This window comes from Azospirillum rugosum, assembly GCF_017876155.1.
GTDB classification, from domain to species: Bacteria; Pseudomonadota; Alphaproteobacteria; order Azospirillales; family Azospirillaceae; genus Azospirillum; species Azospirillum rugosum.
In genome coordinates this window covers 147,986-173,995 of sequence record NZ_JAGINP010000002.1, presented here as the reverse complement: position 1 = coordinate 173,995, position 26,010 = coordinate 147,986, and the positions used below count along the sequence as shown (strand labels likewise).

The 26,010-nt window shown below is 68.9% G+C and carries 25 protein-coding genes; 4 read left to right on the top strand and 21 right to left on the bottom strand.

All coding sequences use genetic code 11. The annotated features are described in order from the left end of the window. Positions 1-12 precede the first annotated feature (12 nt). Genes J2851_RS03925 through J2851_RS03910 form a run of 4 tightly spaced genes read right to left on the bottom strand, consistent with a single transcriptional unit; the run spans position 13 to position 4,297 of the window. Positions 13-435, bottom strand: a complete 423-nt coding sequence (locus J2851_RS03925) for a hypothetical protein (protein ID WP_209764292.1) — start codon at positions 433-435, stop codon at positions 13-15. Further along, a complete protein-coding gene (locus J2851_RS03920) occupies positions 425-2,686 on the bottom strand; it encodes a hypothetical protein (protein ID WP_209764290.1) in 2,262 nt (753 codons plus the stop codon). The genes J2851_RS03925 and J2851_RS03920 overlap by 11 nt, the downstream gene beginning before the upstream one ends. Next, a complete protein-coding gene (locus J2851_RS03915) occupies positions 2,683-3,558 on the bottom strand; it encodes a hypothetical protein (protein ID WP_209764288.1) in 876 nt (291 codons plus the stop codon). Before J2851_RS03915 ends, J2851_RS03920 begins: the two co-directional genes overlap by 4 nt. Next, positions 3,551-4,297 (bottom strand): hypothetical protein, encoded by a 747-nt coding sequence (locus J2851_RS03910; RefSeq protein ID WP_209764285.1) that lies wholly within the window; start codon positions 4,295-4,297, stop codon positions 3,551-3,553. Before J2851_RS03910 ends, J2851_RS03915 begins: the two co-directional genes overlap by 8 nt. Here J2851_RS03910 and J2851_RS03905 point away from each other — a divergent pair. Further along, complete coding sequence (locus J2851_RS03905) at positions 4,278-7,223, top strand: phage tail length tape measure family protein (RefSeq protein WP_209764284.1); 2,946 nt, start codon at positions 4,278-4,280, stop codon at positions 7,221-7,223. The two genes, J2851_RS03910 and J2851_RS03905, sit on opposite strands and share 20 nt — an antisense overlap. Before the next feature lie 426 nt (positions 7,224-7,649). Here J2851_RS03905 and J2851_RS03900 read toward each other — a convergent pair whose 3' ends face one another. The 14 genes from J2851_RS03900 to J2851_RS03835 form a co-directional block, all read right to left on the bottom strand. Further along, complete coding sequence (locus J2851_RS03900) at positions 7,650-8,276, bottom strand: hypothetical protein (RefSeq protein WP_209764282.1); 627 nt, start codon at positions 8,274-8,276, stop codon at positions 7,650-7,652. A gap of 3 nt (positions 8,277-8,279) precedes the next feature. Next, a complete protein-coding gene (locus J2851_RS03895) occupies positions 8,280-8,567 on the bottom strand; it encodes a hypothetical protein (protein ID WP_209764280.1) in 288 nt (95 codons plus the stop codon). A gap of 125 nt (positions 8,568-8,692) precedes the next feature. Continuing rightward, positions 8,693-9,523, bottom strand: a complete 831-nt coding sequence (locus J2851_RS03890; RefSeq protein ID WP_209764277.1) for a hypothetical protein — start codon at positions 9,521-9,523, stop codon at positions 8,693-8,695. Between the two features lie 135 nt (positions 9,524-9,658). Continuing rightward, complete coding sequence (locus J2851_RS03885; protein WP_209764276.1) at positions 9,659-10,105, bottom strand: phage tail tube protein; 447 nt, start codon at positions 10,103-10,105, stop codon at positions 9,659-9,661. Between the two features lie 12 nt (positions 10,106-10,117). Then, on the bottom strand, positions 10,118-10,468 hold the full coding sequence (locus J2851_RS03880; protein ID WP_209764275.1) for a hypothetical protein: 351 nt from the start codon (positions 10,466-10,468) through the stop codon (positions 10,118-10,120). 70 nt (positions 10,469-10,538) lie between these two features. Next, entirely contained in the window at positions 10,539-10,988 is a 450-nt protein-coding gene (locus J2851_RS03875; protein ID WP_209764274.1) for a hypothetical protein, read from the bottom strand. Then, positions 10,985-11,797 (bottom strand): hypothetical protein, encoded by an 813-nt coding sequence (locus J2851_RS03870; protein WP_209764273.1) that lies wholly within the window; start codon positions 11,795-11,797, stop codon positions 10,985-10,987. Before J2851_RS03870 ends, J2851_RS03875 begins: the two co-directional genes overlap by 4 nt. Positions 11,798-11,865: 68 nt before the next feature. After that, complete coding sequence (locus J2851_RS03865) at positions 11,866-12,960, bottom strand: major capsid protein (RefSeq protein ID WP_209764272.1); 1,095 nt, start codon at positions 12,958-12,960, stop codon at positions 11,866-11,868. A gap of 11 nt (positions 12,961-12,971) precedes the next feature. Next, a complete protein-coding gene (locus J2851_RS03860) occupies positions 12,972-13,634 on the bottom strand; it encodes a head decoration protein (RefSeq protein ID WP_209764271.1) in 663 nt (220 codons plus the stop codon). A 6-nt stretch (positions 13,635-13,640) separates the two neighbouring features. Then, positions 13,641-15,002: a S49 family peptidase gene (locus J2851_RS03855; protein ID WP_209764270.1), complete on the bottom strand. Its 1,362-nt coding sequence runs from the start codon at positions 15,000-15,002 to the stop codon at positions 13,641-13,643. After that, positions 14,999-16,555: a phage portal protein gene (locus J2851_RS03850; RefSeq protein WP_209764267.1), complete on the bottom strand. Its 1,557-nt coding sequence runs from the start codon at positions 16,553-16,555 to the stop codon at positions 14,999-15,001. The genes J2851_RS03855 and J2851_RS03850 overlap by 4 nt, the downstream gene beginning before the upstream one ends. Before the next feature lie 2 nt (positions 16,556-16,557). Beyond that, entirely contained in the window at positions 16,558-16,782 is a 225-nt protein-coding gene (gpW, locus tag J2851_RS03845; protein ID WP_209764265.1) for a gpW family head-tail joining protein, read from the bottom strand. Beyond that, positions 16,779-18,971 (bottom strand): phage terminase large subunit family protein, encoded by a 2,193-nt coding sequence (locus tag J2851_RS03840; protein WP_246500395.1) that lies wholly within the window; start codon positions 18,969-18,971, stop codon positions 16,779-16,781. The genes gpW and J2851_RS03840 overlap by 4 nt, the downstream gene beginning before the upstream one ends. Beyond that, positions 18,907-20,160, bottom strand: a complete 1,254-nt coding sequence (locus tag J2851_RS03835; RefSeq protein WP_209764262.1) for a hypothetical protein — start codon at positions 20,158-20,160, stop codon at positions 18,907-18,909. Before J2851_RS03835 ends, J2851_RS03840 begins: the two co-directional genes overlap by 65 nt. 298 nt (positions 20,161-20,458) lie before the next feature. Here J2851_RS03835 and J2851_RS03830 point away from each other — a divergent pair, with 298 nt between their 5' ends. From J2851_RS03830 to J2851_RS03820, 3 genes are all read left to right on the top strand, one after another. Continuing rightward, positions 20,459-21,226: a DUF3489 domain-containing protein gene (locus J2851_RS03830; protein ID WP_246500394.1), complete on the top strand. Its 768-nt coding sequence runs from the start codon at positions 20,459-20,461 to the stop codon at positions 21,224-21,226. 87 nt (positions 21,227-21,313) lie between these two features. Beyond that, the gene (locus J2851_RS03825) at positions 21,314-21,784 is read left to right on the top strand and encodes a hypothetical protein (RefSeq protein WP_209764256.1); all 471 of its coding nucleotides are present in this window, start codon (positions 21,314-21,316) and stop codon (positions 21,782-21,784) included. Positions 21,785-21,800: 16 nt separating this feature from the next. Beyond that, positions 21,801-22,046, top strand: a complete 246-nt coding sequence (locus tag J2851_RS03820) for a hypothetical protein (RefSeq protein ID WP_209764255.1) — start codon at positions 21,801-21,803, stop codon at positions 22,044-22,046. A 500-nt stretch (positions 22,047-22,546) separates the two neighbouring features. On the opposite strand, the gene J2851_RS03815 is transcribed toward J2851_RS03820, so the two are convergent. The 3 genes from J2851_RS03815 to J2851_RS03805 form a co-directional block, all read right to left on the bottom strand. After that, a complete protein-coding gene (locus J2851_RS03815) occupies positions 22,547-23,083 on the bottom strand; it encodes a hypothetical protein (protein WP_209764254.1) in 537 nt (178 codons plus the stop codon). Continuing rightward, positions 23,055-24,464 (bottom strand): site-specific DNA-methyltransferase, encoded by a 1,410-nt coding sequence (locus J2851_RS03810; RefSeq protein WP_209764253.1) that lies wholly within the window; start codon positions 24,462-24,464, stop codon positions 23,055-23,057. Before J2851_RS03810 ends, J2851_RS03815 begins: the two co-directional genes overlap by 29 nt. 352 nt (positions 24,465-24,816) lie before the next feature. Beyond that, positions 24,817-25,986 carry a hypothetical protein gene (locus tag J2851_RS03805; RefSeq protein WP_209764246.1) on the bottom strand — a complete coding sequence of 390 codons (1,170 nt, stop codon included), beginning with the start codon at positions 25,984-25,986 and terminating at the stop codon, positions 24,817-24,819. Between the last annotated feature and the right edge of the window lie 24 nt (positions 25,987-26,010).

The following is a 26,010-nucleotide window of genomic DNA, read 5'->3' as shown; positions in this document are numbered from 1 at the left end:
TGTCGCAGCGGGTCAGTCCGCCGCCTCGATGACGGCGAGCGCCTGCTGGTAGGCTACCCACGCGGGGGAATGATCGCCTTCGACCGCAGGTTCCGCCGGCCGACCCTGCCGCACCACGGCATAGGCCTTGGTCAGCGGAGACGCCCCCGCGATGCTGGCTCGCGCCTGCTCATAGGTCGCCACCATCTCCGCGGGAACATGGTTGAGGCCATCGGCCAGCGTTACGAGACGCTGCGCCTCCTCATACGCCTCGACGGCGGCCATGCGCTCACGCACCGCGGCGTTCACCGTCACAATGGCGTCGATCTGCGACGGCTCCAGACTGTTCAGCGCCACAGCGTCATTCGCACAGCGCGGCTGGCCGTCCACGATGACCCAGCGCCTGAGATAGCCGCCGTTCTTGTAGGTGTCCTCGACATCGGTGCTACGCAGCATGGGCGTTTTCCTCAGAGATGCGGGTGACGGTGATGGCGGCGGTCCACACGATCCGCTTGCCGGACACGCCAGTCACGCGAACCGAGACGGTCTGCGCCGCCGTGTCGAGCTGGAATGTCGCGTCGGCCGAACTGGTGGCTTCGACATCGGTGCCGATGGTTTGAACCGAACCTTGCAGCGCGACGCTGCCGCCCGCGTCCCGGTACACGGTGGCTCGGCGGATGTAGCTGATCCGCTCACTGTCGGCCGCGCCGTAGACCCTGCCGACGATGCGCGCCTCAACCAGCGCGGTTTCGCGCTCGCCTACGAGCACCCGCGGGGCCAGATCGACGGGCGTTGCGTCGGCGGTGACGCCGCGCGCACAGAAGCCGCCGCCGGGCAGCTTGGCGGGTCGGCCGGACAGGAGCAGCTCCTTACCGCTCACCGCGTCCTGCACGATGGCCGCTTGGGCTGTCGTGCAGACCAGGAATGTCCCGCCAGACAGAGCGGCGGCTTTGTGAAGGTTGCTGGTCGTGGCGGTGGTGGCGGTCGAATGGAATGCGGTGCGGACGAGCCCACCGAAGATGGTCGTGCCGGCGTCGGTGCTGACCCGCAGGCGCCCGGTCGAGGAGCACCGGGAGGCGCCCTGCACGTTGCTCGATGCGCCGGAGAGCAGCATCCCGGCCGCGTAGGCGAACAGGGGACGGTCGTCGGCCTCAATCCTGGCGAGTTGGGCAGAGGTCGGCGTCGTGGTGGTGTAGACCAGCCGGGTAAACACCGTGCCGGCGGCGATGGTGAGCGTCCCGCCGCTCTCCATGACCACGCCGCCCCAATCCGCCATGGTCTTGCAGAACCTCCAGCCGCCCGCCGTGTAGAGCCACCCATAGGCCACGCCGCCCGATGTGACGGGTGCGGTGATGGTGCTGGTCGCGGTCGTCGCCCGGAGGTCGCCTGCGTTGACCGCCGCGTAGGTCGCGGTGCCGGACACCGCCGCCCCGACGTAACTGCGGTCGGCCAGGCTGTCTCCAACCAAGCACAGGCGGACGTCGCCGACCATCCACGGCGTGGCGTAGTCGGCGCGGATGTGCGCCGACATGCCGGCGGATGGATTTCCCCACTCTGGCGCGATGATCGCCGCACCCGAGGTTCGGCCCTCAACGATCAGGTCGCGGGCCGCGCAGCCGGCAATGATCCCGCCGCTGGGGATGGTTGCGGGCGCCGTCGTCGACACATACGCGGTGGACTGCCACGCCGCGTAAGACACCGTCGCGTAAGGGATCGGCCCAACGCGCCACCCTGCCCCCGGATCAAGCAACGCAAGGTGTTCGCCAGCGAATGCGACGGCAGCGAGGGGACAGCCGTAGACGGTCGCCGCGACGCCGTTCGGGTGGATGATCGTGGCCCCGGAACTCCAGGTGGTCCCGACCACAATGGTCGGCACCGGAAGCCCGACGCGGTCGAGGGGGGCGCCAGGGAGCACGGCGACATCAACGCTGGTCGCAAAGCCGCTGGATAATGCGCGCGACGAAGACAGCAGCGTCTCCGTACCGGAGGCACTCACACGCTGACCGATCAGCCCAGGGCGGCGATAGGTGCCGGAGGCGGTGCAACGGATCGTCTCGTCCGCCGACAAGCGGATCTCGTACAGGCCGATGCCACCGCTGCCTGAGGAGCAGACGTAGATCGTGCCGTTGAGGCAGCGCACGGCCCGGATCGGCCCGGCGGTCGGATCGACGTTGAAGTGAGCCGTGTTCGGAAAGACCATGAAGGGACGTGGAGCGCCGGCGGCGTCGTAATCCCACGCGTCGTACAGCTCCAGCTTGGTCGTGTGCGCGACGACCAGAAACTGCCGCGGCGGGCGGCGCTTCGGCCCCCGCGTGGCTGTGTCGAGGGATTCGTTGCAGTAGCTGGCCCAATCGACCTTGTCGGCCCAGCACACGCCGCGCTCATCCACCTCGCGCCACACGTCCCAAATGAAGCAGTCCACCAGCGTGGTCGAGGCGACCACCTGCTTGGAGATGCCCGAAAGTGAAAGCGCGGCGCTGGTGCCGGCCGTCGCCGACGAGGCGGCGGTCTCCGCGCGCCGCATAGCCTCCAGCGCGGTGTTGACGGCCGTCATCATGGCGCTGTTGTTGGACTGGAGGGCGACCGCCTTCAGGCAAGCGATCATGCCGTTGTCCGGGTCGATATACCCGGCGTTCTCAGCGGTCCAGAGGTCCAGGTCGAAGACCTTTTCGCCCCCCGGAGGGCCGAATGTCACGAGGTTGGTCATATCAGCTCCTCGACGTCCAAGGTGACGGTCCAATAGGTCGCGCCCGCGTGATCGAATGCAGGCTGGACAGTGATTTCGGAAGTATCCGATAGCGCGCAGTAAAGCGTGAGCCGCGCTCGAATGGGCGCTGGTTTCTCATGGTCCCAGACGATCAGCATTTCGCCGCTGATGCCGAGCTTGTGCATCAGGTCGAAATACACGCCGAGCGCTTCGGCCTCCGTCTGGAAGGGCAGTGTGATCTTCCACGTTGTGTACTTCGGCAGCTTGCGGACGAGCCGCGCGCCACCCTGAGTCCGGCGCTTATCGCTCGGGTCCACCGGCCGGATCGCCGCCCCCAAGGCCATGCCGCGCTGCGGCTGGAAGGCGAGCCCCGCCATCACCCGCCCGGCCTGGAAATAGGAGGATGGGCCGTCTGGGATTTTGGCGTTGGCGAAGACGTAGCGGCCGTAATATTGGCCCGGCGCCAGATGGAACGCGATCGGTGTCCCAGGGTAGGACGCCTTATCGACCAACGTGAGTGGGAAGGCGCCGAATGGGCGTGACCCCCAGACCACCGTCGGCTCCCAGAACCGCAGGCCGGTGGCCGAATAGACCGGCGCCGATCCGTCGGCGGCGTTGCTGTAGATCAGATCGTAGGTCGCGAGGTCGGGGGCGTTGTGATTGATCCAGGCGAAAGCCGACAGCGGCTGGAGGTGGCCCATGTCGATGCGCAGGCGCGTGCTGGCCGGCGCGGTGTCGGTCGTGCGCGCAACCTCCGTGATGTCCTGGGTCTTCAGGTTGTCGAGTTTGAGGCCGTTGCCGCTGAGCCAGGAGCCGCTGGAAAGCGTGCCGCTGTCACTGGCGATGTTCCAAAGGATGATCAGGTTAGCCATTCACGGTCCCCAGCAAGACAAGGGTGTGGGTGTCGGTGCGGGCGTCTGCCTCGCATTCCATGACGACGAAGTTCATGCCGGCGGTAAGGCCGAACCGGCTGCTGATGACCCGCGCCGTCTGGCCCGCCACGAGCCCGGGCCGCAGCTCCACGGAAATCTCGAAGGCGCGGGACTTCGGGGCGAAGAGGGCCAGACGGCGCGCCCGCTCGGCGGTCGCGTCGGTGACGTCGTCGAACAGGGATTGCAGTTCCTCCTCGGACGCCAGGAGGGCGGCCGCGGCCGCGGTGGCGTCCGTCTGCGGGTCGGTCCACCGGTACTGCGCCTTGAATGCCTCGCGGTCGGCGCCGAGCACGTCGTCCGCCATGTCCTGCTCGCCGAACACCGTCCAGAACCGGCGGTAGCCGACACGGAAGGTCTTCAGCCGGCGGGCGACCGGCAGGGGCCGGATGCGGACGAGGTCACGGTCGGTGAAGGTGATATCCGGCGTCGCGGCGGCGCCGACGTAGCGCGCCACCTCCAGCTGCCGCGCCTCGTTCCACCCCCAATAGGCGCCGACCGTGTCGCTGATCTCGTCCAGGAACTGCCGCACCGTGACGGTGGAAGCGCCGTCGTACCAGTAGGCCAGCACCGCGGGTTGCGCCGCCCGCATCGCGGAGAAGGAGGCAGCCGCCAGATCGGCCGCGGTGACCGTCGTCATGCTGGTGACGGCGTGCTGTGCGATGTCGGCGTACCCGGACATCGCCGCCAGCCTGGAGCAGGTCCGCCGCCAGTACGACCCGACCTATGCGGCCACGGCGAAGTTCGGCGACGAGGTGAAGCGGGTCACCGCGGCCCTGGATGCGGCCAACGCTACCGACGAGGAGCGCACCCGCATCCTCGCCGCCGTCGCCGCCGCGCTGGACCCGGTCGTGCGCGCCGAACGGGAGCGCGAGCAAGCCGCCCAGCAGGCCGCCGCCGCCGACCGGCGGGCGACCGAAGAGGCGGAGCGCCGCCGGCATGAGATGATCGAGGGCGCGCGGGCAACCCAACTCGCCGCCGACGCCCAGCGGAAGTGGAGCGAATGGGCCGGGGCGTCCGACCGGCCGGGCACCAGCGCCGCCGCATCGGCCGCGGTGTTCCAGGAGGCCGCCCGCGCCGCGGAGGAGCAGGCCCAGGCCCAGGCCGCCCTGGCGGAATCCCTGGAGCAGGTGCGGCGTCGGTACAACCCGGTCTATGCCGAGCAGGTCCGGCTGGTCGAAGAGACCAACCGCGTCACCCGCATCCTCGAACAGGCCAACGTCGCGGAGGAGGAGCGCGCGGCCATCCTGAAGGAGGTGACGGCGGCTCACGACCCGCTGGTCCGGGCTGAGAACGAGCGCGCGGAGGCCCTTCGGCGCGTCCAGAAGCAGGAGGAGGAGGCCACCCGCGCGCTGATCGAGCGCGAGCGGGCCACGCAGCGGGCCGCCACGGCGCAGGAGGAGTTCAACAGGCTGCTCGGCGTCCAGCCGGCGAACGTGGCCCGCGGCTCGGCCGCTGCGTCAGCGTCGGTCTTCGAGGACGCACAGAAGGACGCCGACGCCCTCCAGCGGGTCATCGACTCTCTGGACCGGGGAGCGGCGGCGAAGCGCCGCTTCGCAGAGGCCCAAGCAACCCTGGACGAGGCCCTGAAGCGCGGTGCTGAGAACGGCGGCATCGACGAAGCGCAGCACACCAAGCTGTCGCAGGCCCTGCGGGATCAGGAGACCGCCTATTTCGGTGCTGCCAACGGCGCCCGCGCGCATTCCCGCGCCCTCCAGGTGCTGGTGCCTCAGCTCTCGGACATCGCCGTCCAGGCGCAGGCTGGAACGGGCGCGCTGACGATCCTGGTTCAGCAGGGGCCGCAGATCGCGGAAGGGCTGGCCTTCGCTGGCAAGGAGGCGTTGCTGGCCGCCGGCCGCTTCGTCGCCATGGCGGCACCGGTGCTGGCGCTGGCGGCTGGGCTCAGCATCGTCGCCTATGGCGTGCAGCGGCTGAACGCCGACATGCGGGAGTTCGAGCGCGTCTCGGCGCTGTCCGGCAACGCCGCCGGCCTGACGACCGAAGGCTTCGCCACCATGGCGAAGCAGATCGCCGCCACCTCCGACCTGTCCCGCGCGTCGGCGCGCGACATCGCCACCTCCTACGCGGGCACCGGCAAGATCGGCGCCGGCGTGCTCGCCGGCCTCACCGCCGCGACGCACGATTGGGCGCTCGCCACGGCGCAGGACACCGACAAGGCCGCCGCCGACCTGACGAAGCTGTTCATCGACCCGTCGAAGGGCGTGGACGAGCTGACGCAGCGCTACGGCATGTTCGATGACGCCCAGCGGCGGGTGATCCGGAACTATGTCGACCAGGGCAACATGGAGCGCGCGCAGGCGCTGCTCCTGAAGGCCATCGAGGACCGCGCGAAGGGCGCGGCCGACAAGCTGTCCGCCATTGAGCGCGGCTGGAACAACATCAAGAATTTCGCCTCGAACGTCGTGGACAAGGTGGCGGAGAACGCCGCCGAACCGTCGCGGGCGACCCGGATACAGCGCCTGGAGTGGTCGCAGGCCGGGTGGGGCAACTACCTGACCGACTCCGGCCGGCAGGCGGACGCGCATGAGCTGGCCGCCCTGAAGGCGGAGGAGAGCGCCGACGCCATCAAGGCGTGGGCGGAGAGCGTGCGCGCGGAATACGTGCGGCTGTCCAATCTGGCCGGCGACTTCGCCCGCTCCCTTGACCCGGCGATCACCGCGACCGAGGCGTTCGGCAACAAGCAGAAGCTGCTCGCCGACACCGTGGCGGCCGGCGCCATGCCGCAGCGCGAGGCGACGCGCCTGATCGGGCTGTACAAGATGCAGCTGCTGGACGCCATGGACCCGGTCCAGGCGTTCACGATGGAGGTGGAGCGCCAGACGCGCGTCATGGACGCCCATGCCGGCGTTGCCCGCGACTATGAGCAGGCGCGTCAGGCGGAGTTGAGGCGGCGCGGCCAGAAGCCCGGCGAGAGCCTGCCGCAGCGCACCGAAGACAAGCTCTATGAGGGTGCCGTCGCCAAGTCCGACGCCACCCTGCGTGACCGCCACACCCAAATGGTGGAGGCGGCGCAGGATGCGCAGGTGCTGGCGCGGGCGACCGCCTCGCTCAGCCCGGCGGCCCAGGTCGCGGCCCAGGCGACGATCGAATACAACCGGGTCCTGCGCGAGACGAAGGACCCGGACAAGGCCAAGGAGGCGCGGAACGACGCCCTGGCGAAGGGCACCGCCGAGCTGACCGGCCGGTATAAGCCCGGCTGCTACGGCCGGGCCCGGCAGATCGAGCCGGTGCTGATCAACTCGGCGCTGAACATCTACATGATCGACCCGCTGGGCTATCGCGCCATGCTGGTTGGCCGGGACCGGGCGGACGCCTTCAACGCCCCCGGCCCCGACCTCGCCAGCTACGCGGCCTTGGCCGCGCAGAACATGGCGGGCATCGACTTCGCCACGGCCAAGGGAGCAGGGCTGGTCCGGCTGGCGGTGAAGCCGGCCGGGCGGTTCACGACCGATGTGGAAGGAGTGACCGCCGACCTGACGGGCTCCGGCACCAAGGCTTGGCTGGCCTCGGTGGCGCGCGCCTGGTCCTGCGCCGCGCGCTCCACCTCCTTGGCCGCCGCAGCGGCGGTGCGGGCCGTCTCGTCGTAGCGGAGGCGCGCCTCCTCGATGACCTTGTTCGCCTGTTCCTGGCTGATCCGGCCGGCGTCGACGGCGCGCTTGGCCTGTTCGGTGACGCGTTGCACGCGTTCCGCGGCGTCGGTGTAGATCCCCAGCGCGCGGGCGATGCTCTGGAAGTCCCGGCCGTAGGCGGCGAGCCGCTTGGTGTTGTTCTCCACCGCCCCGCCGACGTTCTCCACCGCGGCGGCGCCCTGCTGACCATGCTTGGCGAGGGCCTTGTTCGCCACGTCGGCCGCCGGCTCGATGGAACGAAGCCCGGCCTCGACCTCGGCGATCTTGTCCACCGCGCCGGAGTTGTCGATGGTCAGGCTGGCGATTTGTTCGGTCATGGGCGGCCCCAAAAAAGGACAGGGCCGCCCAGCGGGCGACCCTGTTGCGGTGGCGGAACAGCGACGCTCAGCGCGCCTGGATGGACATGGCGGGATAGGCCTCGGTGCCTTCCTGCCCGGAGAACTTCACCCACACGAAGCGGGCGGACACCGTGCGGGCGAACCGGCGCGCCACGGCGGAGGTGCAAATCTGGTAGACGCCCTTCGGCGCCTGTTTCGAGAAGGGTTGCCCGTTCCGGCGCGGGATTTCGATGCGCCGCGCATAGGGTTGCAGGTCGGTGACGATGAACTCTTCCGACTGGTCGAACTTCGTGAGGAACGACAGGTCGGCGCCCTCCCGCAGGATGCCGGCCTGATCCCCGTGCACGAAAACGGCGTGGCTGTCCCGGTACACCTTGTCATCGGGGTTGACGAAATCCACAGGCGACGACTCCCGCAGCAGCGAGGCGGCGAAGCCGATGATGGTCGGGATGTACGAGAACTCGAAGTAGGCCACGCCATAGGGCGATATCGCCTCGATCGGCGCGCCGCGGTGCCGGTCAATCCACCGCTCGTGGGAATCAGGCCGCGCCTCGGCTTCGACGCGGCCCAACTCCCGCTTGACCCGGTCGACCAGAGCGCGCTGCACGGTCTGCTCCGCGCCCTGGATGATCGTCCGCACGACCCGGTCGAAGGAAACGCTGCGTGGTGCCATGGGTCAATCCCCCCGCCGCCGCGCCTTCATGACCGCCTCCAGCAACTGCCCGGTGGCTTCGCCGTCCGGGTGCACTTCCAGCGTGCGGTCGATGTGGGCCTTGATGTCGGCGACGTCGCGCTTGGTGATCTTGCCCGGCTTGCGCTCCTCCATGAGTTCCGCCGCCATGGCGTCCATCACGAAGAAGGCCTGCATCATCTTCGACGGCTGGTCGAAGGTGCCGCCGGACTCGGGCAGGTGCCCGGACCCCATGCCGCCGCTGCCGCGGTAGAGCCGCCACAGCGTCAGCATGGTCCAGCACCAGGACGGGAGGTACCAGCGCGGGTTGCAGACGTACTCCTCGTCCCCAACCCGCCATGGCCCGATGCTGTCCTCCTGGTAGAGGTCCGGCTCCGTCGCGACAGCTACGACGAGCCTCAGGAGTTTCCCTCGCGGCCCCGCAGCGTGCCCAGCTCCTCGATCTTGGCGAGGATGCTGTCGATCTGGTCCAGCGGGATCAGGTCGATGCTGTCGGGCGTCGCCATGCTGTCAACGACGGCGAAGGCCTCACCGCCGGGCAGACCCTGGACGCCGGCGACGTGGAGCTTCAGCTTCAGCTCGCGGCTTTCCTGGTAGTAGCGCTTGCGCTGGGCCTGCATCCGCCGCACCGCCGGATGGTCGCAGACCCGGGTGTACAGGTCCTCGAACAGGCCAGCGACCTCCTTCGGCACGCTGGGGCCGCCGCTCTCGCGGAACGCCTTCACCAGCGCCTGGAAATCCGGATCCTGGTCGGTGATGCCGTAATCGCCCCCCGACGTCTCCACCGCCTCCTTCATGACGCGGAACATGGCGCGGTCGCTGGGGTTGATCGGCAGTTCGCAGGCGAGCTGGTCGAACTTGCCGGTCAGGCGGAGGGTCGGCGGACGCAGCAGGTAGTTGGGCCGCAGGGTGCGCTTCTCGGCGTCCTTCTCCATGTTGCCCAGGATGGTGCGCAGGGTCTCCACCATCGTGCGCTTGGTCTCGGCATCGGCCGAGAGGTCGCCGGCCTTGGCGGCGGCCTTCCGGGACGCGTCGTGGGCAGCGTCGTCGTCGGGGTTGGCGTCGCACGCCTTGGCCGCTTCGGTGGCGGCATCCTTGGCGGCGGTGGCCTTGGCCTCGGCCTCGTTCAGCGACTGCTCGGCGGCGACCAGCAACTCGCCGTTGCTCTTTAGCGCGTCGGCGATCGGGTCGAAGCTGTACAGGCCCGCGGCCGAAATGGGCATGGTCATGATGATTCCTCGGGATCAGGAATGGGGATGATCGCGAAGGGCGGCGGAGCGCATCCCGGACGCTCCGCCGCCCGCACCTCGCGCGGGTGGTCGGCTGGGCCGACGCTGGTCCTGGTCCGGGTCAGGAGGTGGCGGTTACGGCGCCGCGACGTAGGACGGCTGGCCGTGGGACTTCAGGGTGCAGCTGAACTGCTCGGCCTGGCCGTCGTCGCCGGAGCGCTCGTAGGACTCGACGACGAACACGCCGACGAAGTAGTCGCCGTGCCCGGAGATGATCTGCGCCTCGATGTAGCCGCCGACGCCCACGGCGAAGGCCGCGTCCCACACCTTGCGGGCACCGACCGTCTTGCTGTCGAAGATGCCCTGGAGGGAGGCGGTCATCTCCTTCAGGCCGGCGCCGGGCAGGTACTCCTTCCAGCCGCCCGACGCGCTGTTGGAGATTTCGACCGGCGCGCCGTTGATCGACAGGCGCAGCGACTTGCCGCCGCCGATGGTGAGGAAGGTCGGGGGCGCGTTGCCGTCCGAGACCTTCATGGTGAACATGCGGCCGGCGGCCGCGTCGATGCTCGTGTTGATCGTCATGGAAGGCGCTCCTTACTTCAGGGCGATGACCGCGACCGACGTGGCGCCGGACGAGGTGTAGGTGAGGGACAGGCGGCTCGTGGCCGGGTCGTTGTAGGCCCGCTGCGGGAAGGGGCCGGCGATGGCGATGCCGTTGGCCGGGACCGTGATCGCGGTATCCGGCTTCGACACCGTGCCGTAGCCGTCGATCACGGGGGCGGTGTTGCGGGACTTCAGCGTCACGGTCACCGCCGAGCCGCTGCTGTTCTTGAGCAGCAGGGCCTCGGAGCCCGTGTTCGTGAAGCTGTCGCCGCCCGTCGAGGCGTTCGTCATGACCGGGGCTGCCCCGGTTTCGACCAGTTTCTGCGCGGAAATCTGCGCCATGAACGTGCCCTCCTTAGGCACAAAAAATGCCGCCGGGCGGGTGCCGGGCGGCGGTTGCGGAACTGATGGATCAGGCGGCGGTGTCGATGCGCTCCACGCGGAAATCGACGTGGACCGGCACCGCCAACCACCGCGCCGGATCGCCGGTGGCGGTGGCGCCGCGGTCGTCCAACTCGGTCGCGGCGTCGGTCGCCAGCTGGACGACGCGCACGCCGTACGCGAGCGGCGTGGCGTCGAGGTGCGGCCGGTACAGGGCGGCGACCTTTGCGGCCTCCACATGCAGCGCGTCCTCGTCAATGCCCAGCGGGGCACAGACGAGGACCTGCAGCATCCCGACGCCTTCCCACAGCGCCGCCCCGGTTTTGCCGTTGAACTCCCAGGCAATCGCGATGCGGGCGTGCGGGACGTCGCCGTCCGGCGGGGTGAACTGTTTGCCCTTGCGCGCGATGCGCTCCGGCGGGATCGGCCCTCCCTCCAGCGGGCCGAGCAGGGCGGCGTGAACAGCGGGAACGTCGATCATTTCACCTGCACCTCCCAGGCGAGCGGCGTGGTCCCCAGGTTGTGTGCGAACACCCCCACCACCTCACGCACCCGACCGCCCACGGCAAGGCTGTTGCCGGGCGTGGGCTCCGCTGGGAGTGAGCCGGCGATGATGAGGAAGGTCGTCGCGCTGGTGACGATGGAGCCCGCCAGCGTGCCGGCGGCGGCCAGCGGGTAGGCCCGCACCGGGCAGTCGGCAGCGAAGGCGAACAGCACGGGCGTCCCGGCCGCGACGGGCGCCGACAGGGCCGGGGAAACCGGCACCGAAGGGAAACGCCCGCCAACCGCCGCAACGGCGCCAGCGGCCACGTAAGCGGCGGGGTGGCCCGGCACGGTGAAGGCGTCGCCGGGGCGAAGCTGCCCCGAGGCCAGCGTGCCGGAAATCGTCACCGCATCCGCCCCCGCCGGGGCGTCCGCGGCCACGACCCACTCCGAACCGCGGGGGCGGCTGCCGCCCGCGGTGATCTGGTAGACGGCCGGGAGCCCCCAGCCGCACAGCAGCCGCCAGCGCAGGCCGTCCGGGTCCTGGTCGGGCGGAAACGGCACCACCGGCACGTCCACCGGGTAGGTGACGCCTCCCACGTTGAGCACGCCGCCAACGGCGGGCGTCACCTCCTTCCGAAGCAGGTCGAATCCACCGACGCCGACCGGCAGTTCCAACTCGCCGAACTGGAGCGGCTTGGTTGCCGGCATGACTTGGCAAGGGACCACCGCTCCGGCTGGCGGCGTGTAGATGGCGGAGCGACCGAGCTTGCGGAAGGTCGCGGCCATGTGGCGGTCGAACAGCATGGGCGCCTCCAGAAACGCGACGGGCGGCCCTATGGCCGCCCGCGTCGCGTCGTCAGGTGTTGCTGGCCTTACTCGGGATCGGCCGGCGTGGCCTCGTGCTTCAGGCGCCGCAGGGCGCGCGGGCGCACGCACAGGGTCAGCGGATCGGACTGCGCCTCCACCGTCGCCCGGCGGATGGTCTGCTCCTCCGGAGGCATGTACATGTAGATCGGCAGGCCCTTGAAGTTCGCCATGCCGAGCAGGTCGGGCGGACCGAACAGCATCTGGAACAGGCCCTTGACCCCCAACGGGAACATGCGGCCCTCATCCTTGCCGATGCCGACCTTGCCGTCCTTGGTGCCGCGGTAGTTCGCGAAGGTGATGCCGCCGAACGAGAAGGAGGAAAACGCCTTGCTCTTCTCGAACACGTCACCGCCGCGCCCGGCGTCGCGGTTCTTGCGGGCCGCCTTGACCTCCTTGTTGGTGTAGACGCGGTCGTAGTAGTTGTCGCCGCACAGCACGACCGGCTGCATGCTGACGATGGGCAGCCCTTCGAGTTCCGTGGTCATCTCGCGGACAAGCTGCATGCATTCCTGCTCGAACGTACCGCCGTCGGTCGTCAGCGCGCCGAAGTTGGTGGTGTGATCGGCCAGCGGCGAAATGCCGAAGAAGTTGTACCAGTCGTACAACTCCGCACCGTCCTTATCGAGCACCACGCCCTTGATGCCGCCGAGGCGGTGATACTCGTGCGTCAGCTCGACCTGCGCCCGCAGGCCGAACGCGCCTTCCGCACGCTCGTTGATGAGGGCTTCCAACGTCTGGAGCTGCGGCGTGCCAGTCAGGGCGGCGTCGCCCAAGGCGTTCTGCACCTCGTCGGCGTTGACGTGGGCCTGCTTGGCGATGCGGACGGTGGACGCCTTGCGCAGGTTGCGCTTGGGGTTGGTGGACTGCTCGGCCGGCGCGCCGCGCTCGCTGGTCTTGATGACCTCCAGGTTGCCGTTGGTTTCCTGGATGGCGATGTCCGTCGTCCGGACCCCTTCCGACAGGAACAGGTCGTCGCCCAGCGAGCCCAGGAACTGCGGCGTATAGGGAACGTTGTTCACCGCGGTCGTCAGCGTCATGACGTCGAACGCCCGGCCGATGAACAGGTTCTGCATGCTGATCTGCGGAATGCTGATGCCCATGGGGCTGCTCCTTATCGAACGATGATGCCGCCGTTGGCCCCGCGGCGCTCGGCGAGCTGCGCGACACCCATGGCGATCTGGTTGGCGGTGGCGCCCGTGAACCAGGCGAGGTAGTTGGCGTTCACCTCGGCGTCGCGGGCGATGATCAGGCCGCGCTTGGCGCCGGCGGTGGCGTCCACCTCCCGGTACAGCACGGCGATGGCGGTTTCCGAACCGTCCGTGTTGGCCGGGTTCCAGGGCTTGTAGTGGAGCGAGCCGGCCGCCACGGTGATCTTGAACTGGTCACCAGCCCCGAAGTCGTTCGAGCCGTCCGCGATCGTGAAGCCCAGGCCGCCACCGGAGAAGGCGGCGCCGACCGCGCCGGTGCCGATGTTCTCGCCGTCCGGATCCTCAACCTGGAAGGCGCCCGCGTTGGTGGCCGGCTCCAGGAACGTGACGACGTAGACGCCCGGCTGAACGCCGGAACCGACGGTGATGCTGCCCACCGTGCCGTTGCCGGCGTTGCCCGCCTTGGGCGCCGCGGTCGCGGTGCCGTGCGTGATCTGGCCGAGCACGGTGCCGGGCCCGTAGACACCGCCACTGGCGAGCATGACCTGCTCACGGCTGCGGTAGCCGTTCGCCTCCGAGACGAGGAACTCGCCGGGACGGGCGCCCTCGATGATGATATCCGGCATGGCCGATTACCCCTTCTGATTGATGCCGTTCATGCGGCCGTAGATGGTCCGGTAGTCCGGGCCGGCGGTGGCGGCCGCGGTGGCGCCGCCGGTGGGACGGGTGGTGTCGATGTGGACGTCCCGCGACGCCATGGCGTCGGTCAGCAGCGCCCGCGCCGTGGTCTCCGACACGCCCTCGCCGATCAGCTTGCGGGCCAGATCGTTGGAGGCGCCCAGCTTCTGCGCCGCGTCGGCGATGGCCTTGGCGCGGTCGATGTCGGCGGTGACCATGCCCACCGTCACCGATCCCTTGCCGATCAGGCCGGCGATCAGTTCGGGGTAGCCGGCCTGATGGCACATCGTGGCGATGGCGACCGGGTCGGCCGCCTTGGAGCCTTCAGCGTCGGCCTTGGCCTTGGCGCATTCGCCCTTGCCCTTGCAGCCGGCATCGTCCGTGCAGTCCTTGCACGGCGTGAACGGCTTGTCGTCGCCGGCCTGCATGCTCGTTTCGGTGCCCCCGCTGGCGCCGCTCAGGCGCGCGCCGGGGACGGAAGTCCTCGTTTCCGCCATGGAAATCACATCCTCCAGTGTTGAAAAGCCGTCAGCGAGGCCGGCGTCGATCGCCTCCCCGCCCAGGTAGATGCGCGCCTCGGTCGCCCGAACGGCGTCCACGGTCAGCCCGGCGTGCGCCCGGTTGGCCGCCACGACCTCGCAAAAGCGGTCGTATTGCAGGTCGATGCGCTTCTGGAACTCGGCGAACGCCTCGTCGGACAGCGGCAGTTCGGGCGCTCCGTCGATCTTGCGCGCGCCGGCATAGAGGTAGGTGATCTTCACCCCCTTCTCGTCCAGCAGCCTCGATATGTCGGTGTGGTAGGCCACGACTCCGATGGAGCCGGCGAACCCGCTCTTGGTGATGAACACCTTGTCACAGGAGGACGCCAGGGCGATGCCGGCGGAGGTGGCCCGCACGTTGATGACCGCCGTCATCGGCTTGACGCCGCGGTAGCCGCGCAGCCGCTCCGACAGGTCGAGGCAGCCGTCCGCCTGCCCGCCGGGCGTGTCGTACTCGAAGACCAGTTCCCGAATTCCGCCGTCGTTCAGCGCCGACACCACGGCATCGTCGATGGCCTGATAGGAGCACATCCCGGACAGCGGGCGGAGACTGGCGCCCCGATGCACCAGTTCGCCGATCACCGGGATCACCGCCACCCCGTTGACCACCTGATACTCGCGGAACTCGCGGGCGTCGTTGTCGGCGTCGCCGTCCCAGCCGTCCAGGCGGGCGTTCGGAGCGAGAACCGACAACACCGCCGCACCGGCGGCCGGCTCGATCATCTGCGGCGCGTTGAGCAGCGACGACAGATAGCGGACGGGAAGGCGAAGGCTCATGGCTGGTGATCCTGCTCGGCTGGGTCGGGTTCGGTGGGCTTCTTGGTGGCGGGCTGCCGCGCGATCTTCAGTCGCTGTTCCCGCTGCTGATCGGCCGCGCGCAGCGCGTCGACCACCTCCGCGTCGTCGCCGCGCGCCGCGACTTCCACCGAGCGCGCCGTGAGGCCGTTGTCGATCTCCATCGTGACGGCCTCCACGTCCTGCTTCGGGTTCAGGTACTCCCAGCGCTCGGGCACGTAGGTGACGCGGTAAAGGTCGGCGTCGGGCACCGACTTGGGCACCTTCACGGCGCCGCTGCCCACGGCGACGTCCACCCAGCGCCGCACGATCGGGCGGACGAACTGGTGCGCGAGCAGATGGAACTGCCACTGGCGGGCCCGCCGCTTGAAGGTGGCGAAGTTGGCCCGGTAGGTCCGGTCGTTGGTGTTCTTCCAGTCGCCGGTCAGCTCCTCGTAGACCTGATCGGCGGCGGCGGCGACCGCCTGGAACGAGCTGCGCAGGAAGATTTCATCCGCTCCGGCGGTCTCCTGCCAGTTGGTGAACTGCACCTCTTCGCCCAGGTCGAGGTACTGGAGCGTGCCGGGTTCCAGCGACACGCCGGGCATGTCGCCGATCTCCTCCTGGATTTCGCCCCACTTCTGCGCCAACTCCTCGGCGCTGACGCCACCATTGGCGACCTTGCGGACGAACCCAACCATCATCGTAAGGATCTGCTTCCGCATGACGCTCGCGTCCTGCCAGATCCCCACCTGCTGTAGGACCGTCATGCACGGCGCCAGCCAGGGCAGGCCGCGCAGCTGGCCGATGCGGGCGACGTTGTAGAGCTGGAGCGCATCGCCGAACGGCACGCGGACCAGGGTGGAACCGTCCATGACCCGCATCGGCACAGGATCGCCGGGGTGCGCCCGGTACATCCACACCGCCACCCGTTGCCCGATGGCGTTCCGCTCGATGGCCTGGACAACCGTGTTGTTCCCATTCGGCAGGCTGTAGTTCAACGGAACCTGCTCAACCGGAATGAGCTGCACCTGGAGCGGCACGGGCAGGCCGTCAGACCGGCGGCGCATGCGGAAGCGCCCCCAGCTTTCACCACCCTCGGCCATCTCGTTGACCGCCAGGGCCTGCATGCCGTAGGCGCACAGCACGCCGTCCGCATCGGCATACGGCGCCCATTCCTCCCATTTCTCGTGGAGCGCGTCACGCAGGTAGGCGTTGCCGGTCAACCAACGCGGCTTCATGCCGGTGCCGACAATGTGCGTCCCATACAGCGACAGGGCGCGGCGAGCCTGAGGGTTGTTCCTTGCCAAGTCGCGCGAACGACGCACGAGTTCCGGCTGGTCCCCCTGGACGACGCTGATCGGGCCGGCGCCGGTCGGCCGCCAGCCCGCCATGCGCCTGGTCACCGAGGCCCCTTGGTGCGGTTGAGGCGCATCTTGGGGAGTGGCGCCGTCGCCGGAGGCCTGCATCTTGCCCGCGGAACCGGGGCGGGCCGGCACGGTCGGCAGGTAGGTTTCCGTCCCCTTGAGCCGGACGCGGACGTTTGCGGTTTTCATGGTCAGTACCCCGAGCGCGGCGTGATCCGGATGGCGCGGTAGGTGCGCCCGGCGGTAGCGACTTCGCCCTGCATCTCCTGGCGGAGCTTGCGCAGGTCGGACAGGTTGGCCTGCCCATAGGTGTTCTCGGTTCCATCCGCGTAGCGCACGGTCACCACGCGCTCGCCGGCGGCAAGCTCGCGGATCGCGTCCTCAACGGCGGCAAGGTCTGCTGCTGTCCAGGTCATCGGCCCATCCTCGAATTCAGCCATTGCGAGCGAGCCACCTTCCGCCCCTTCGGCTTTTCCTTGGGCGGTGGAGGCGGTGGAGGCGGCTTGGTTTCCTCCGCCTGCTTCTGCGCGGCGATCCGCTGGCCCTCGGGCGTGTCCGCCCGCACCACGCGGGTTTCCTCAGCGGCGCCGACCTTCCGGGCCTCACGCTGCAGATCCAAACCGTGCTCCATCATCAGGCCCCACAAGGCGGCGTAGGCGTAGACGCGGCAATCGAGCGCTTCGTGGGCAACGCCGCGCTTGGGTTCCCACACCCGGAAGGTCCGGCCATTGCGGCGCCGAGGGACGAGACGCTCGCCGGTGAGCTGGACGAAGTAGCCCTTGTCCCGCTCGGCCGGGAAATGCATGTAGCCCGGCCCCGGCGCCATCAGCGACAGCCGGGCCGATATGGAGTCCTTGGCCGCGTTCGTGCCGACGATCACCGGCTTGTAGTCGGCGGAGCGCTTGCGGGTCGGCTTGCTGGTCGGCCACACCGGCGACCGGATCACGCCCTCGTTGCTGTCGCCCTTGATCGCCCACACCCGGCGAGTGCGGCGCGGCCGGCAGAAGTTGTAAACATGCTGGGTCCGGTGGCCGCCGGAGTCGACGCAGGCCGCCGCCACGGTGAACGGGCGCCCGTCCGCCCGGTAAAGCGGCGTTAACAGCAACTCGTCCAGGCGGTCCCACACCTCCTGGAAAGCTGGGTCTCCCTCCAGCACGAAATAGCCCAGGGACCACGACTCCTCACCGCGGCCCCACCCGACGATTTCGACCTCAAGCCGGTCATCCTGCGTGTCCACGCCCGCCGTGATGACGACCACACCATCCGGCACGTCCGCCGGCCACACCTCGCGGCGCTCCAGCAGCGCGTCCGGCTTGATGTCCCGCCCGATCCGGGGGCGGTAGGGCATGGCGAGCTGCGTGTTCCAGAAGACCTGGAGCATCTCGTCGCTGCCCTGAGCATCGAGCCATTTCTTGGCGATGGCCGGCGGCTTGTCCCGGCCCCACGAGCTGTAGAGCTTCGAGGCCTGAAACCCGACCTGGACGTTCGGCACCGGCCAGCCGCCGCAGAGCGGGCAACGCGCCCGGTAGACCGCGTGCCGAGGCCCCTCCCACCAGTCCCACACCAGCGCGACCGGATCGGGCGCCTCGTCGTCCGACTTACGGCGGCGCCACGCGCGGTCGTAGTCGTCCAGCGGCGAATGCCCGTGGCCGCAGCAGTTGAACGGGCGAGACTGGTGCCAGCGAATGCTGTCCAGCGCCGTCAGGCGGTCGCCTTCGCTCCACCCGACGCCGCAGTCCTCGCAGTAGATGCGGGCCGTGCCATGCTTGTGTTCGACCACCTCGCCGCGCTCGTTCTCGATCTTCTCCCAGTGAACGTGCTGAAAAAAATCGAGAAATTGCCGGTGTCCGCAGTGGGGACAGGCGACCGAGGCCCGCCGCTGATCCCCCTTGGCATACTCCGCCGCAATGGTGCTGCTGTCTTCAATGCTGGGCGAGCACACGCGAATCGACAGACTGTTCGTCTCGTATTTCGCCAAGCGCTCATCGCCAAGTTGGATTGCCGGGCCTTCCTTGGTCGGCTCGTACTTGTCGACCTCGTCGTACAGCACCACCCGGATCGGCCGCGACGCGAGGTTGGTCGGGCTGCCGGCGCCGACGATGGCGAGAAACCCACCGGGGAACGCCTTGAACCCGATCGTCTCTTCCGATGCCCGTGTCTTGCGGGTTCCGACCAGCTTCCGGAGCACCGGCGTGGCCGAAATCATCGGCGTGATGCGCTCTTTCGAGAAGGCGTCGGCTGCCTCGTCCTTCGGCTGGACCAACATCATCGGTCCAGGGTCCAGATGCGCGAAGTAACCGAACACCGACAGCAGGAGCGACGATTTCAGGAGCTGCGTCGCGACCATGCAGTCGATGATTTTCACTCCGGGTTCAGTGACCGCAAGCATCGGGCCGCGGGCAACCTCCTGCTTTCCCGTTTTCCATTTCCCGCCACCATCGTGGGCCGGGTGGCGACGGAAGCGATCACTCCACTCCGGAACCGAAATGCGCGGCGGCGGCATGAGGCCGCGCCGCCAGGACAGCCCGAGCCGGGCTTCCTTATTCTGGTTCTGCGGCGAACTCGGGGTCCGGTTCGCCCATGTCTGCGAGCTTTTGATGGACATGGCGTGTCAGGGCCTCGGTCACCGTTTCGGCGGAAAGGCCCAGCTCGGCGGCCAGCCTGGGGCCGATATCTGCCGGCCACTGCATCCATTCGTTCCTGATCGCGCGGGCCTGCTCGAAGAAGACCTTCTCGACGGCTTCCAACTCGATCAGGGAGCCGGCGGCCTTCAGGAACTCCAGGACCCGGACGCCGGCCAGCGCGTTCTCCTTGACCTGCCCGGCCACCATGGCGGTGGCGAACTTGCCTTCCATCAGGTTCTGGAGGAAGGCGGCGGCGGTGTCGAAGTCGATGGGGTCGGCGCCGTCGGTGTAAACCTCGCCCCCGCCGGCCGGCTGTAAACCGGCGTCACCGGTTTCCGCCCCGGTTAACGCCTCGTCGGCGTCCTTGAACCGGCCAAGGCCGTTTGCCTTCAGGTTCGCGTCGGACGCGCGGACATCGACCTTATCCCCTTGCAGGACAAGGAAGCCGCGCTCCTTCCACTTCCCAACCGCGGGGCGGGAAACGCCGTGTCGGCGGGCGAAATCGGCCTGCGTTTCGAACGTTTCCCCCGCGGGGGAAGTGTAAACCGGGTTTTGCCCCCCCTGGCTGGGCAGAAGCAACGGCCGTCCGCCGCGACTGCGGGGCTCTGCCCCCTCAGGGGCCCCCGGACTGGTCCCAGCGAGCCCGCCAGCCGCGCCGCTATCGCCACGGTCGTTGCGAGGCGCTACCCCCCTCCGTCCAAGCGCTGAGCCATTGTAGGGCTGCCCAATCGGCCGCTGAGCCCCATTCGCGTCGCTGTTGGTGGGGCCTCCCATCAGCCCAAGGTCCGCCGCGATCTTGCGCGCCAGCTCCGATTGTTCGCGCACGATGTCCAGCAAGGGCGAGCGCTTGGCTCCTCCCCCCTTCGCGCCTGATGCGACGATCAGCTTGGTCTTCTCGGGGTTGTCCGAGCGCAGCAGCTCCGCCGCTTCATCAGAACGGGCAACCGCGAGGCAGTACTCCCCGAGCATGCGGCTGAAGACCGCCCCGCCCCGACCAGGCGGTAGGCCTGCAACCGTGTCCCTCCAGATCGCCGCAGCTCGCGGGTTGCTCGCCACCACGGCAGGGCACGCCAGCGCCGCGCCTTCCCCCGCTTCCGTGGGCGTGCCGTTCGGCGTCGCGGCGGGCGGTTTCAGTCGGCCGTTGTCGCGGCCTGTCGTGCGTTTTGCCATGGGCCTAGCCTTCCCCCGCGGCGCGCGGCTGCAAGCCGCTGTCCGGGCTTCTGTCGCGGCCTGTCGGCGGTTCCCGTGGGTGTGGGTGCGGGTGCCGTGCTGGCCGCGGTTGCCGCTACCAGCTCGGGCGGGGCGAGTGTCGCTCTTTGGCGACGGAACTACCAACAAATGGAAGAAAGTTCATTTGTTGGAATTTTCTCTCTCGCTACCCGCCAAAGCCTCCGCTACGGTTCAACCACGGCGAGCGAATGAGCCGCCAACACACGCAAAAGCAACCACACTCCGTAGGAGCTTCTCTATGAGCCTGTTCAACATGACCGATACCGCCGCCCGCTCCTTCACCTCCAAGGGTGCCGCCACCTCCGCCGCTAAGGCGGCGGGCTTTCAGGACGGCGAGTTCACCGTGAGCAAGGGCGAGGGCGGTTGGACCTACGCCCGCATCGAGCCCGAGCAGGGCAACGGCGAGGGCGATGGCGTGACGCGCACCGAAGGCACCTCCACCACGCCGCAGGGTGCCGCGCCGCAGGGCGACGGGCAGGAGAGCAAGCCGCAGGACGGCGACACCACCAACCCGCCGCAGGGCGAGCAGCCGAAGGCGAACGCCGTGAGCACCGCACCCGCCGACCTGAAGTTCCCCACCGTGGATCACGCCGTGGCGTGGGCTCGTTGCGACGGGTTCGCGAAGAACCGGATCAAGGTCGAGCAGGTGGACGGCGGCTGGACCTTCCGCCCCCTCGCGGAGGGCGAGAAGTACGAGGCCATTGGCGCCACGCCGCGCACGGGCAACGCTCCCGCCTTCCCTGCCCCCGGAACGAAGAAGCGGATCCTGATCGACCTCGTGTGCCGCGCCGAGGGTGCCACCATGAAGGAACTGGAGACGGCGGTCGGCTGGAAGAAGTGCAGCGGCACCTTGAACGAACTGGACGAGACCTTCGGCCTGGACCTGGAGTACCGGAAGAAGGGCGGCGAGGGCCGGTATTACGGCAAGCTGCCCGAGGGCATCGCTCCCGCGAACGCCAACGAGGCGAACAGCGGCGCGGCGCCGATGCCGGTTGCGGCCGAGTAAGGCACACCACCACACCAGCACCGAAGGGGGGCGGGGTAACTCCCGCCCCCTTTGCTTTTCCCCTTCCTCCAGCACGAGGACGATACCATGAGCACGTTCTATTTCCCCTTGGACGGCGAAGCCTACCGCGAGCGGCGTCGCTGGTCTTCAGCGGCGCAGAGACTTTCCCGCGTCACCACGGCCGAAGGCGCGGCGAAGCGGCACGCGCTCCAGCACGGCGTCGCGGGGATCTGGAACGCCGATGACTCGCTGGTGGTCTACACCCGCAAGCCCAACGGCACACTGTCCCGCAAGACACACCGCAAGGCATGCCCACGGGAGTTCCCGGCTCCGTTCTCCGCCAAGCCCGTCCCGCCCTCCTGCGACCTCCACGTCTACGCGCTCGGGCAGGGCTACACCATGGTCCGGCTCCACACCACGGAGGGCCGCGCGCACGTCGAAGGCCTCGCCAAGAGCAAGCACGGGTTCAGCGGCGACACCTACACGGCAGAGTCGGCGGAGGTGGTTTCCATTGCCTCCAGCGCCTCCGACGCGGGCCTCCGGGTCCGCTTCAACTGATCCGGGGAGCCAAGCCATGAACCTGTCCGACCGCAGCACCCGCGTCGCGGCGTGCCGCCTGTTCCTTCGCAAGCTGGAGGCGCTGGGCTTGCCGCGCTGGTACGCCGTGGCGTGCACCCGCGAGAGCCTTGCCTATGCCAAGCACACCGCCGTCGGCCGCACGCTGGGCGTGAAGCTGTTCCAGCTCCGCCGCGCCGAGTACTGCGCCGTCCGGTTCCGCGCCCGTTGGGGGCTCGCCATGGGCCAGCACGCCGCTCCCTGATCGACTCCCTCCTGCCGTCCCCCTACCGCAAGCCGCGGGCCTCCGGGTCCGCGGCTTTCTTCGTCCCTGCCCTACCCCATGGCGTCGCGCCGCAGGTGCGCCTCGCCGTGGGGCGGTAGGGTTACGGCGGTTCAGCACCACAACAGCGCCAACGCCAGCACCAGCGCCGCGCCATGGCGAAACCCGTCCGGTCCAGTGCATGGAACCGGAGGGCGTGCGGCGTCCCGGTTGCCCGGCCCTGCTCCGCCGCACGATCGGCGCGACCGCTACGCCGCACCCCTGCCCGGCTTCGCCGGAGCGCCGCGCCCGGCGGAGCGTCGGCCCCGGCGGAGCGCGTGCGCCGCGACGACCAGGCGCTCCCCGGCCGCCGGCGCCTCGAAGGAGGAGCCGCCCCGCCGCCGACCCGGTGTAGGTCCACGGAGGGGCGGTGTAGGTCTACACCATCCCTCTGTAGGTCCATGGACACGGTGTAGGTCCACGGAGGCGGGCACCCTGTAGGTCTACGCCTCCACGGTGTAGGTCTGCCCGCTCCCCTGTAGGTCCACACCACCGTGTAGGTCTACACGCCCGCCGGCCAGCGCCAGCACCAGCCCGTTGAGCGGGGCGAAGGGTTCGAACGCCGTCCCCTTGCCGACGCCGTAGACGGGCCGGAACCGGCTGTCCGGGTAGGCCATGGCGAGGCACACGAGCGTCTCGCCACTCCCGGTCGGAACGTCGTAGGTGTCGGCCGGCAGCTCGCCCATGTCGTCCCGTAGCGCCGTTGCCACCGCGGCCATCACCGGCACCGGCAGGTGGCCGCTCGTGGCGTCCAGCAGGTGCGGCCAAGCCTTGGCGATCTCCGACGCCGTCCACCACTTCCCTGCCGACAGGTCACCGCCGGGGGCGATCTCCACGGTGTAGAGCCCCACCTCCTTCAGGGCCCGGCTCGCGTTGCCGCAGGAGAAGCACACGACGCCCGGCAGGCCCGTCTCGCGGACGTGCTGGGCGATGACCAGCGCCCGGAGGCGCTTACGCTGCGGGATCGTCAACGTCGGCATCGCCGACCTCGATTTCCTGCGGGAACTCCGTCTTGATCTTCCGCGGGTCGCCCTTGAAGAAGACCAGCACGTTCTGGTGCCCCCGCCCGAGCTTTCGGCTCGCCAGGAATTGCTTGCCAGCGCGCAGGGCCAGGGAACCAACCGGGGTCACCAGCGCTGCCTCGTTGTAGAAATGCAGCCCCAGGTCCCGGAAACAGGCGATGTTGTCGCCCAAGAAGTTCCGGTAGGCGCCCCGCTCGTCCCGGACGTCGCCGATCTTGACGACGGCGAAGCGGTTGGGTTTCAGCCGCTCGCAGGCCTGCCGGAAGATGTCCCGGTACCACTCGATGAACAGATCGTAGGTCTCGAATGCCGAGCCGTCCTTGTCCTGCTTCGAGTAGATTTCCAGGTCGTAGTAGGGCGGGCTGGTGAACACGAGGTCGTAGAGCCTGCCGCCCGGCAGGACTTCCCCAATCCGCGCGCTGTCGCCATGAAGCCACAGCGGGTCACGTTGAACCTGCGCGAGCCGTTCCGGCGGGAGCTTGTCGCGCACCCGGCCCCACTGCGTCTCGTTCGCCAGCACCTGCTCGGCCCGCAGTTCCACGCCCGTGTAGTCGTAGCCCAGCGCCGCGCAGACGACCCCCTTCGTTGCCTCGCCCGCGAACGGGTCCAGCACCGTGGCGGTCGGCGTCGGCGTGAACCACCGGAACACCAGCTCAGCCAACACCGGGTCAAACGCGCTGCCTCCGGTAGCCGACCCGCGCCGCATCCAGTCGGTTGCGACGTTGGTGTCCGGCAGGTGCTCCCGGCCCTCCTCGGCGTGCACGCCCATGGCGACCCAGGCGGCCTTGCGGGCGCGCCAGTAGCCCTGCCGTGCATCGAGCACGGTGAACGGCGGAACGCCGAACCGCTCTGCGAGCGTCTTGCCGGTCGCGCCGCCCTTGCGGTCGTCGGCGGCATCATCGCCGCAGAGCGCCTCCAGATCGGCGGCATTGAACCCGATCGTGCCGATGTCCAAACCGAGGCCCTGTAGGTCCACAAGCTCGGCGGCCAGCAGGTCGTCGTCCCATCGTCCGAGTTCGGACAGCCGGTTGTCCGCGATGACGTAGGCGCGGACCTGCTCGGGCGTCAGGTGGGCCAGAACGCGGCACGGGGCGACGCCCGGGTCGGCATGGTTGGGGATCCGCAGGCCCCGCTCGTGCGCGAGCTTTGCGGCTTCCCACGTTCCGTGGCCCGCCACGAGGACGCCTGCGGCGTCGATCAGCAGCGGGCGCGTCCACCCGAACTCAGTAAGGCTGGAGACCAGCCGTTCAAGCTGGTCCTGGCCGTGCGCCTTCGGGTTCCGCTCGCGGGGCTTCAGGCCGGCAAGCGGGCGGTAAACAATCTCGATCTCCTGGGTCACGGTTGGCCTTCGCAGTCCAACGTCGCGCGGCGGATCATCGTGCAACCATGCACGGCGATGTATCACCACGTTAATCGACGTTAATCTTGACCTGAGCCGGTTTCATGCGCTGTTGTGATCCGGTCGCTTCGAGGCGATGACGGGATCAACGGAGCAACCGGTTGGTCCGGAGATGCGTGGTCCACCACTGCGGCGAAAAGGCGCCCTCACGCCCCGGTAGCCCCCGTCTCTACCGGTCCAGGTAGGCGGCGCGCCACCAACGAAAAACCCCGCCAGCGGGAATAACGCTGGCGGGGCTCTCCGGACGCACGAAGTGCGATCACCCTCATCTAAGCGAACTCATATTCCACAATCAACTCATTTGTTTACCGCGGGAGCGCAGGACCCGACGTTTTTCGTCCTCCAGGTCCTGTGCGGCCTTGGACGCCTGCTCGGCACCCCGCGCCTTGGCCGCCAGCGCGGAGTCGATCGCCTCCTTGCGGTCCTCCGCCAGCACCCGGTAAACCTCGGCGAGCGGGTGGCGTTGGGGGCCGAGTTTGCGCTTGACCAGATCGAGCAGCGCGTCCTTGGCCTGCTTGGAGATGTCGCCCGGCTCCTTTCCGATGGCGACCCACGGTCGGGCGTTCAGCGTCATCGCGCGCCAGGTCTCGTCCACCTCCTGGACCAGTTCTATCGGGGCCTGTGCCCCGTGGACGAATACCTGCGACGTCACGCTTTCGACCGGGATCCCGTAGAACGGGGCGGCGGCATCCATAGCGCGGCGGAGGGCCACCTTGACGCGGGTCTGCGCGGCCTTGTGCGTCGCTCCGCCGGCCACGTCGAGAAGCGTCTGCTCGTTGATCGCGATGGCTTCGAGAACCGGCCAGGGCTTAAGCCCATCGAACGGTTCCAGCGCGCAGCACGCCTCCCGCACCAAGTGGAACCGGTGCCCCGCCTCGATGGCGAAGTCCTCCCAGCACCGGCCGTCGGGGCTGTCGACCAGCAGCCCCGGCGCTTCCACCGGCTCACGGGCGCCGGCCATGGCTTCGACGTCGAGGCGCAGCTTGCGCCCCACCTCGAATTGCAGCGGCGATATGACGCCACGGTTGGCGAGCGTGCCGACCGGCGTCATGGCGCGCGTGCGGAAGAGGCCGGCCCGCTCGGTGAACTCCCGCACCACTTCGCCGCGGTCGGCGCGATGCCGCTCCGGAGCCTTTCCCGCGGACTGCGCGACCTGAGCTCGTTGCGCGCCCCTCTCGCGCTGGACGGCCACCTTAGACCGCTCCAGCAACTCCAACGCGATGTGCTCGGTTGCGTCCTCCAGGTGCAGTCCGTCGCTGGCGACCGTCACGCGATAGTGCCGCGGGTGCTCCCGACCTTCGATGGTCGTGTGACCCGAGTAGACACCGGGGATGTCGGTGCGCAGCACGAGCCGATCCGGCAGGCCGCGCGTTCCTCCATGCTGCTGGCGAGTCATCGGAACGGCGGCGCGCACGTTCTGAGCGCCGCCAGAAGCCGAAGTATGAAGGTCGTTTGCGCCCATCAGAGCGAACCCCCAATCATGGTC

Coding starts and splice junctions, on each gene's coding strand:
- J2851_RS03825 (WP_209764256.1), top strand. CDS start 21,314: ATGAGCACGTTCTATTTCCCCTTGGACGGCGAAGCCTACCGCGAGCGG.
- J2851_RS03870 (WP_209764273.1), bottom strand. CDS start 11,797: ATGCTGTTCGACCGCCACATGGCCGCGACCTTCCGCAAGCTCGGTCGC.
- J2851_RS03920 (WP_209764290.1), bottom strand. CDS start 2,686: ATGACCAACCTCGTGACATTCGGCCCTCCGGGGGGCGAAAAGGTCTTC.
- J2851_RS03910 (WP_209764285.1), bottom strand. CDS start 4,297: ATGTCCGGGTACGCCGACATCGCACAGCACGCCGTCACCAGCATGACG.
- J2851_RS03865 (WP_209764272.1), bottom strand. CDS start 12,960: ATGGGCATCAGCATTCCGCAGATCAGCATGCAGAACCTGTTCATCGGC.
- J2851_RS03815 (WP_209764254.1), bottom strand. CDS start 23,083: ATGCCGACGTTGACGATCCCGCAGCGTAAGCGCCTCCGGGCGCTGGTC.
- J2851_RS03900 (WP_209764282.1), bottom strand. CDS start 8,276: ATGGCACCACGCAGCGTTTCCTTCGACCGGGTCGTGCGGACGATCATC.
- gpW (WP_209764265.1), bottom strand. CDS start 16,782: ATGACCTGGACAGCAGCAGACCTTGCCGCCGTTGAGGACGCGATCCGC.
- J2851_RS03880 (WP_209764275.1), bottom strand. CDS start 10,468: ATGGCGCAGATTTCCGCGCAGAAACTGGTCGAAACCGGGGCAGCCCCG.
- J2851_RS03835 (WP_209764262.1), bottom strand. CDS start 20,160: ATGGCAAAACGCACGACAGGCCGCGACAACGGCCGACTGAAACCGCCC.
- J2851_RS03895 (WP_209764280.1), bottom strand. CDS start 8,567: ATGCTGACGCTGTGGCGGCTCTACCGCGGCAGCGGCGGCATGGGGTCC.
- J2851_RS03915 (WP_209764288.1), bottom strand. CDS start 3,558: ATGGCTAACCTGATCATCCTTTGGAACATCGCCAGTGACAGCGGCACG.
- J2851_RS03840 (WP_246500395.1), bottom strand. CDS start 18,971: ATGTCCATCAAAAGCTCGCAGACATGGGCGAACCGGACCCCGAGTTCG.
- J2851_RS03805 (WP_209764246.1), bottom strand. CDS start 25,986: ATGGGCGCAAACGACCTTCATACTTCGGCTTCTGGCGGCGCTCAGAAC.
- J2851_RS03875 (WP_209764274.1), bottom strand. CDS start 10,988: ATGATCGACGTTCCCGCTGTTCACGCCGCCCTGCTCGGCCCGCTGGAG.
- J2851_RS03905 (WP_209764284.1), top strand. CDS start 4,278: ATGTCGGCGTACCCGGACATCGCCGCCAGCCTGGAGCAGGTCCGCCGC.
- J2851_RS03890 (WP_209764277.1), bottom strand. CDS start 9,523: ATGACCATGCCCATTTCGGCCGCGGGCCTGTACAGCTTCGACCCGATC.
- J2851_RS03925 (WP_209764292.1), bottom strand. CDS start 435: ATGCTGCGTAGCACCGATGTCGAGGACACCTACAAGAACGGCGGCTAT.
- J2851_RS03860 (WP_209764271.1), bottom strand. CDS start 13,634: ATGCCGGATATCATCATCGAGGGCGCCCGTCCCGGCGAGTTCCTCGTC.
- J2851_RS03855 (WP_209764270.1), bottom strand. CDS start 15,002: ATGAGCCTTCGCCTTCCCGTCCGCTATCTGTCGTCGCTGCTCAACGCG.
- J2851_RS03820 (WP_209764255.1), top strand. CDS start 21,801: ATGAACCTGTCCGACCGCAGCACCCGCGTCGCGGCGTGCCGCCTGTTC.
- J2851_RS03850 (WP_209764267.1), bottom strand. CDS start 16,555: ATGAAAACCGCAAACGTCCGCGTCCGGCTCAAGGGGACGGAAACCTAC.
- J2851_RS03830 (WP_246500394.1), top strand. CDS start 20,459: ATGAGCCTGTTCAACATGACCGATACCGCCGCCCGCTCCTTCACCTCC.
- J2851_RS03885 (WP_209764276.1), bottom strand. CDS start 10,105: ATGACGATCAACACGAGCATCGACGCGGCCGCCGGCCGCATGTTCACC.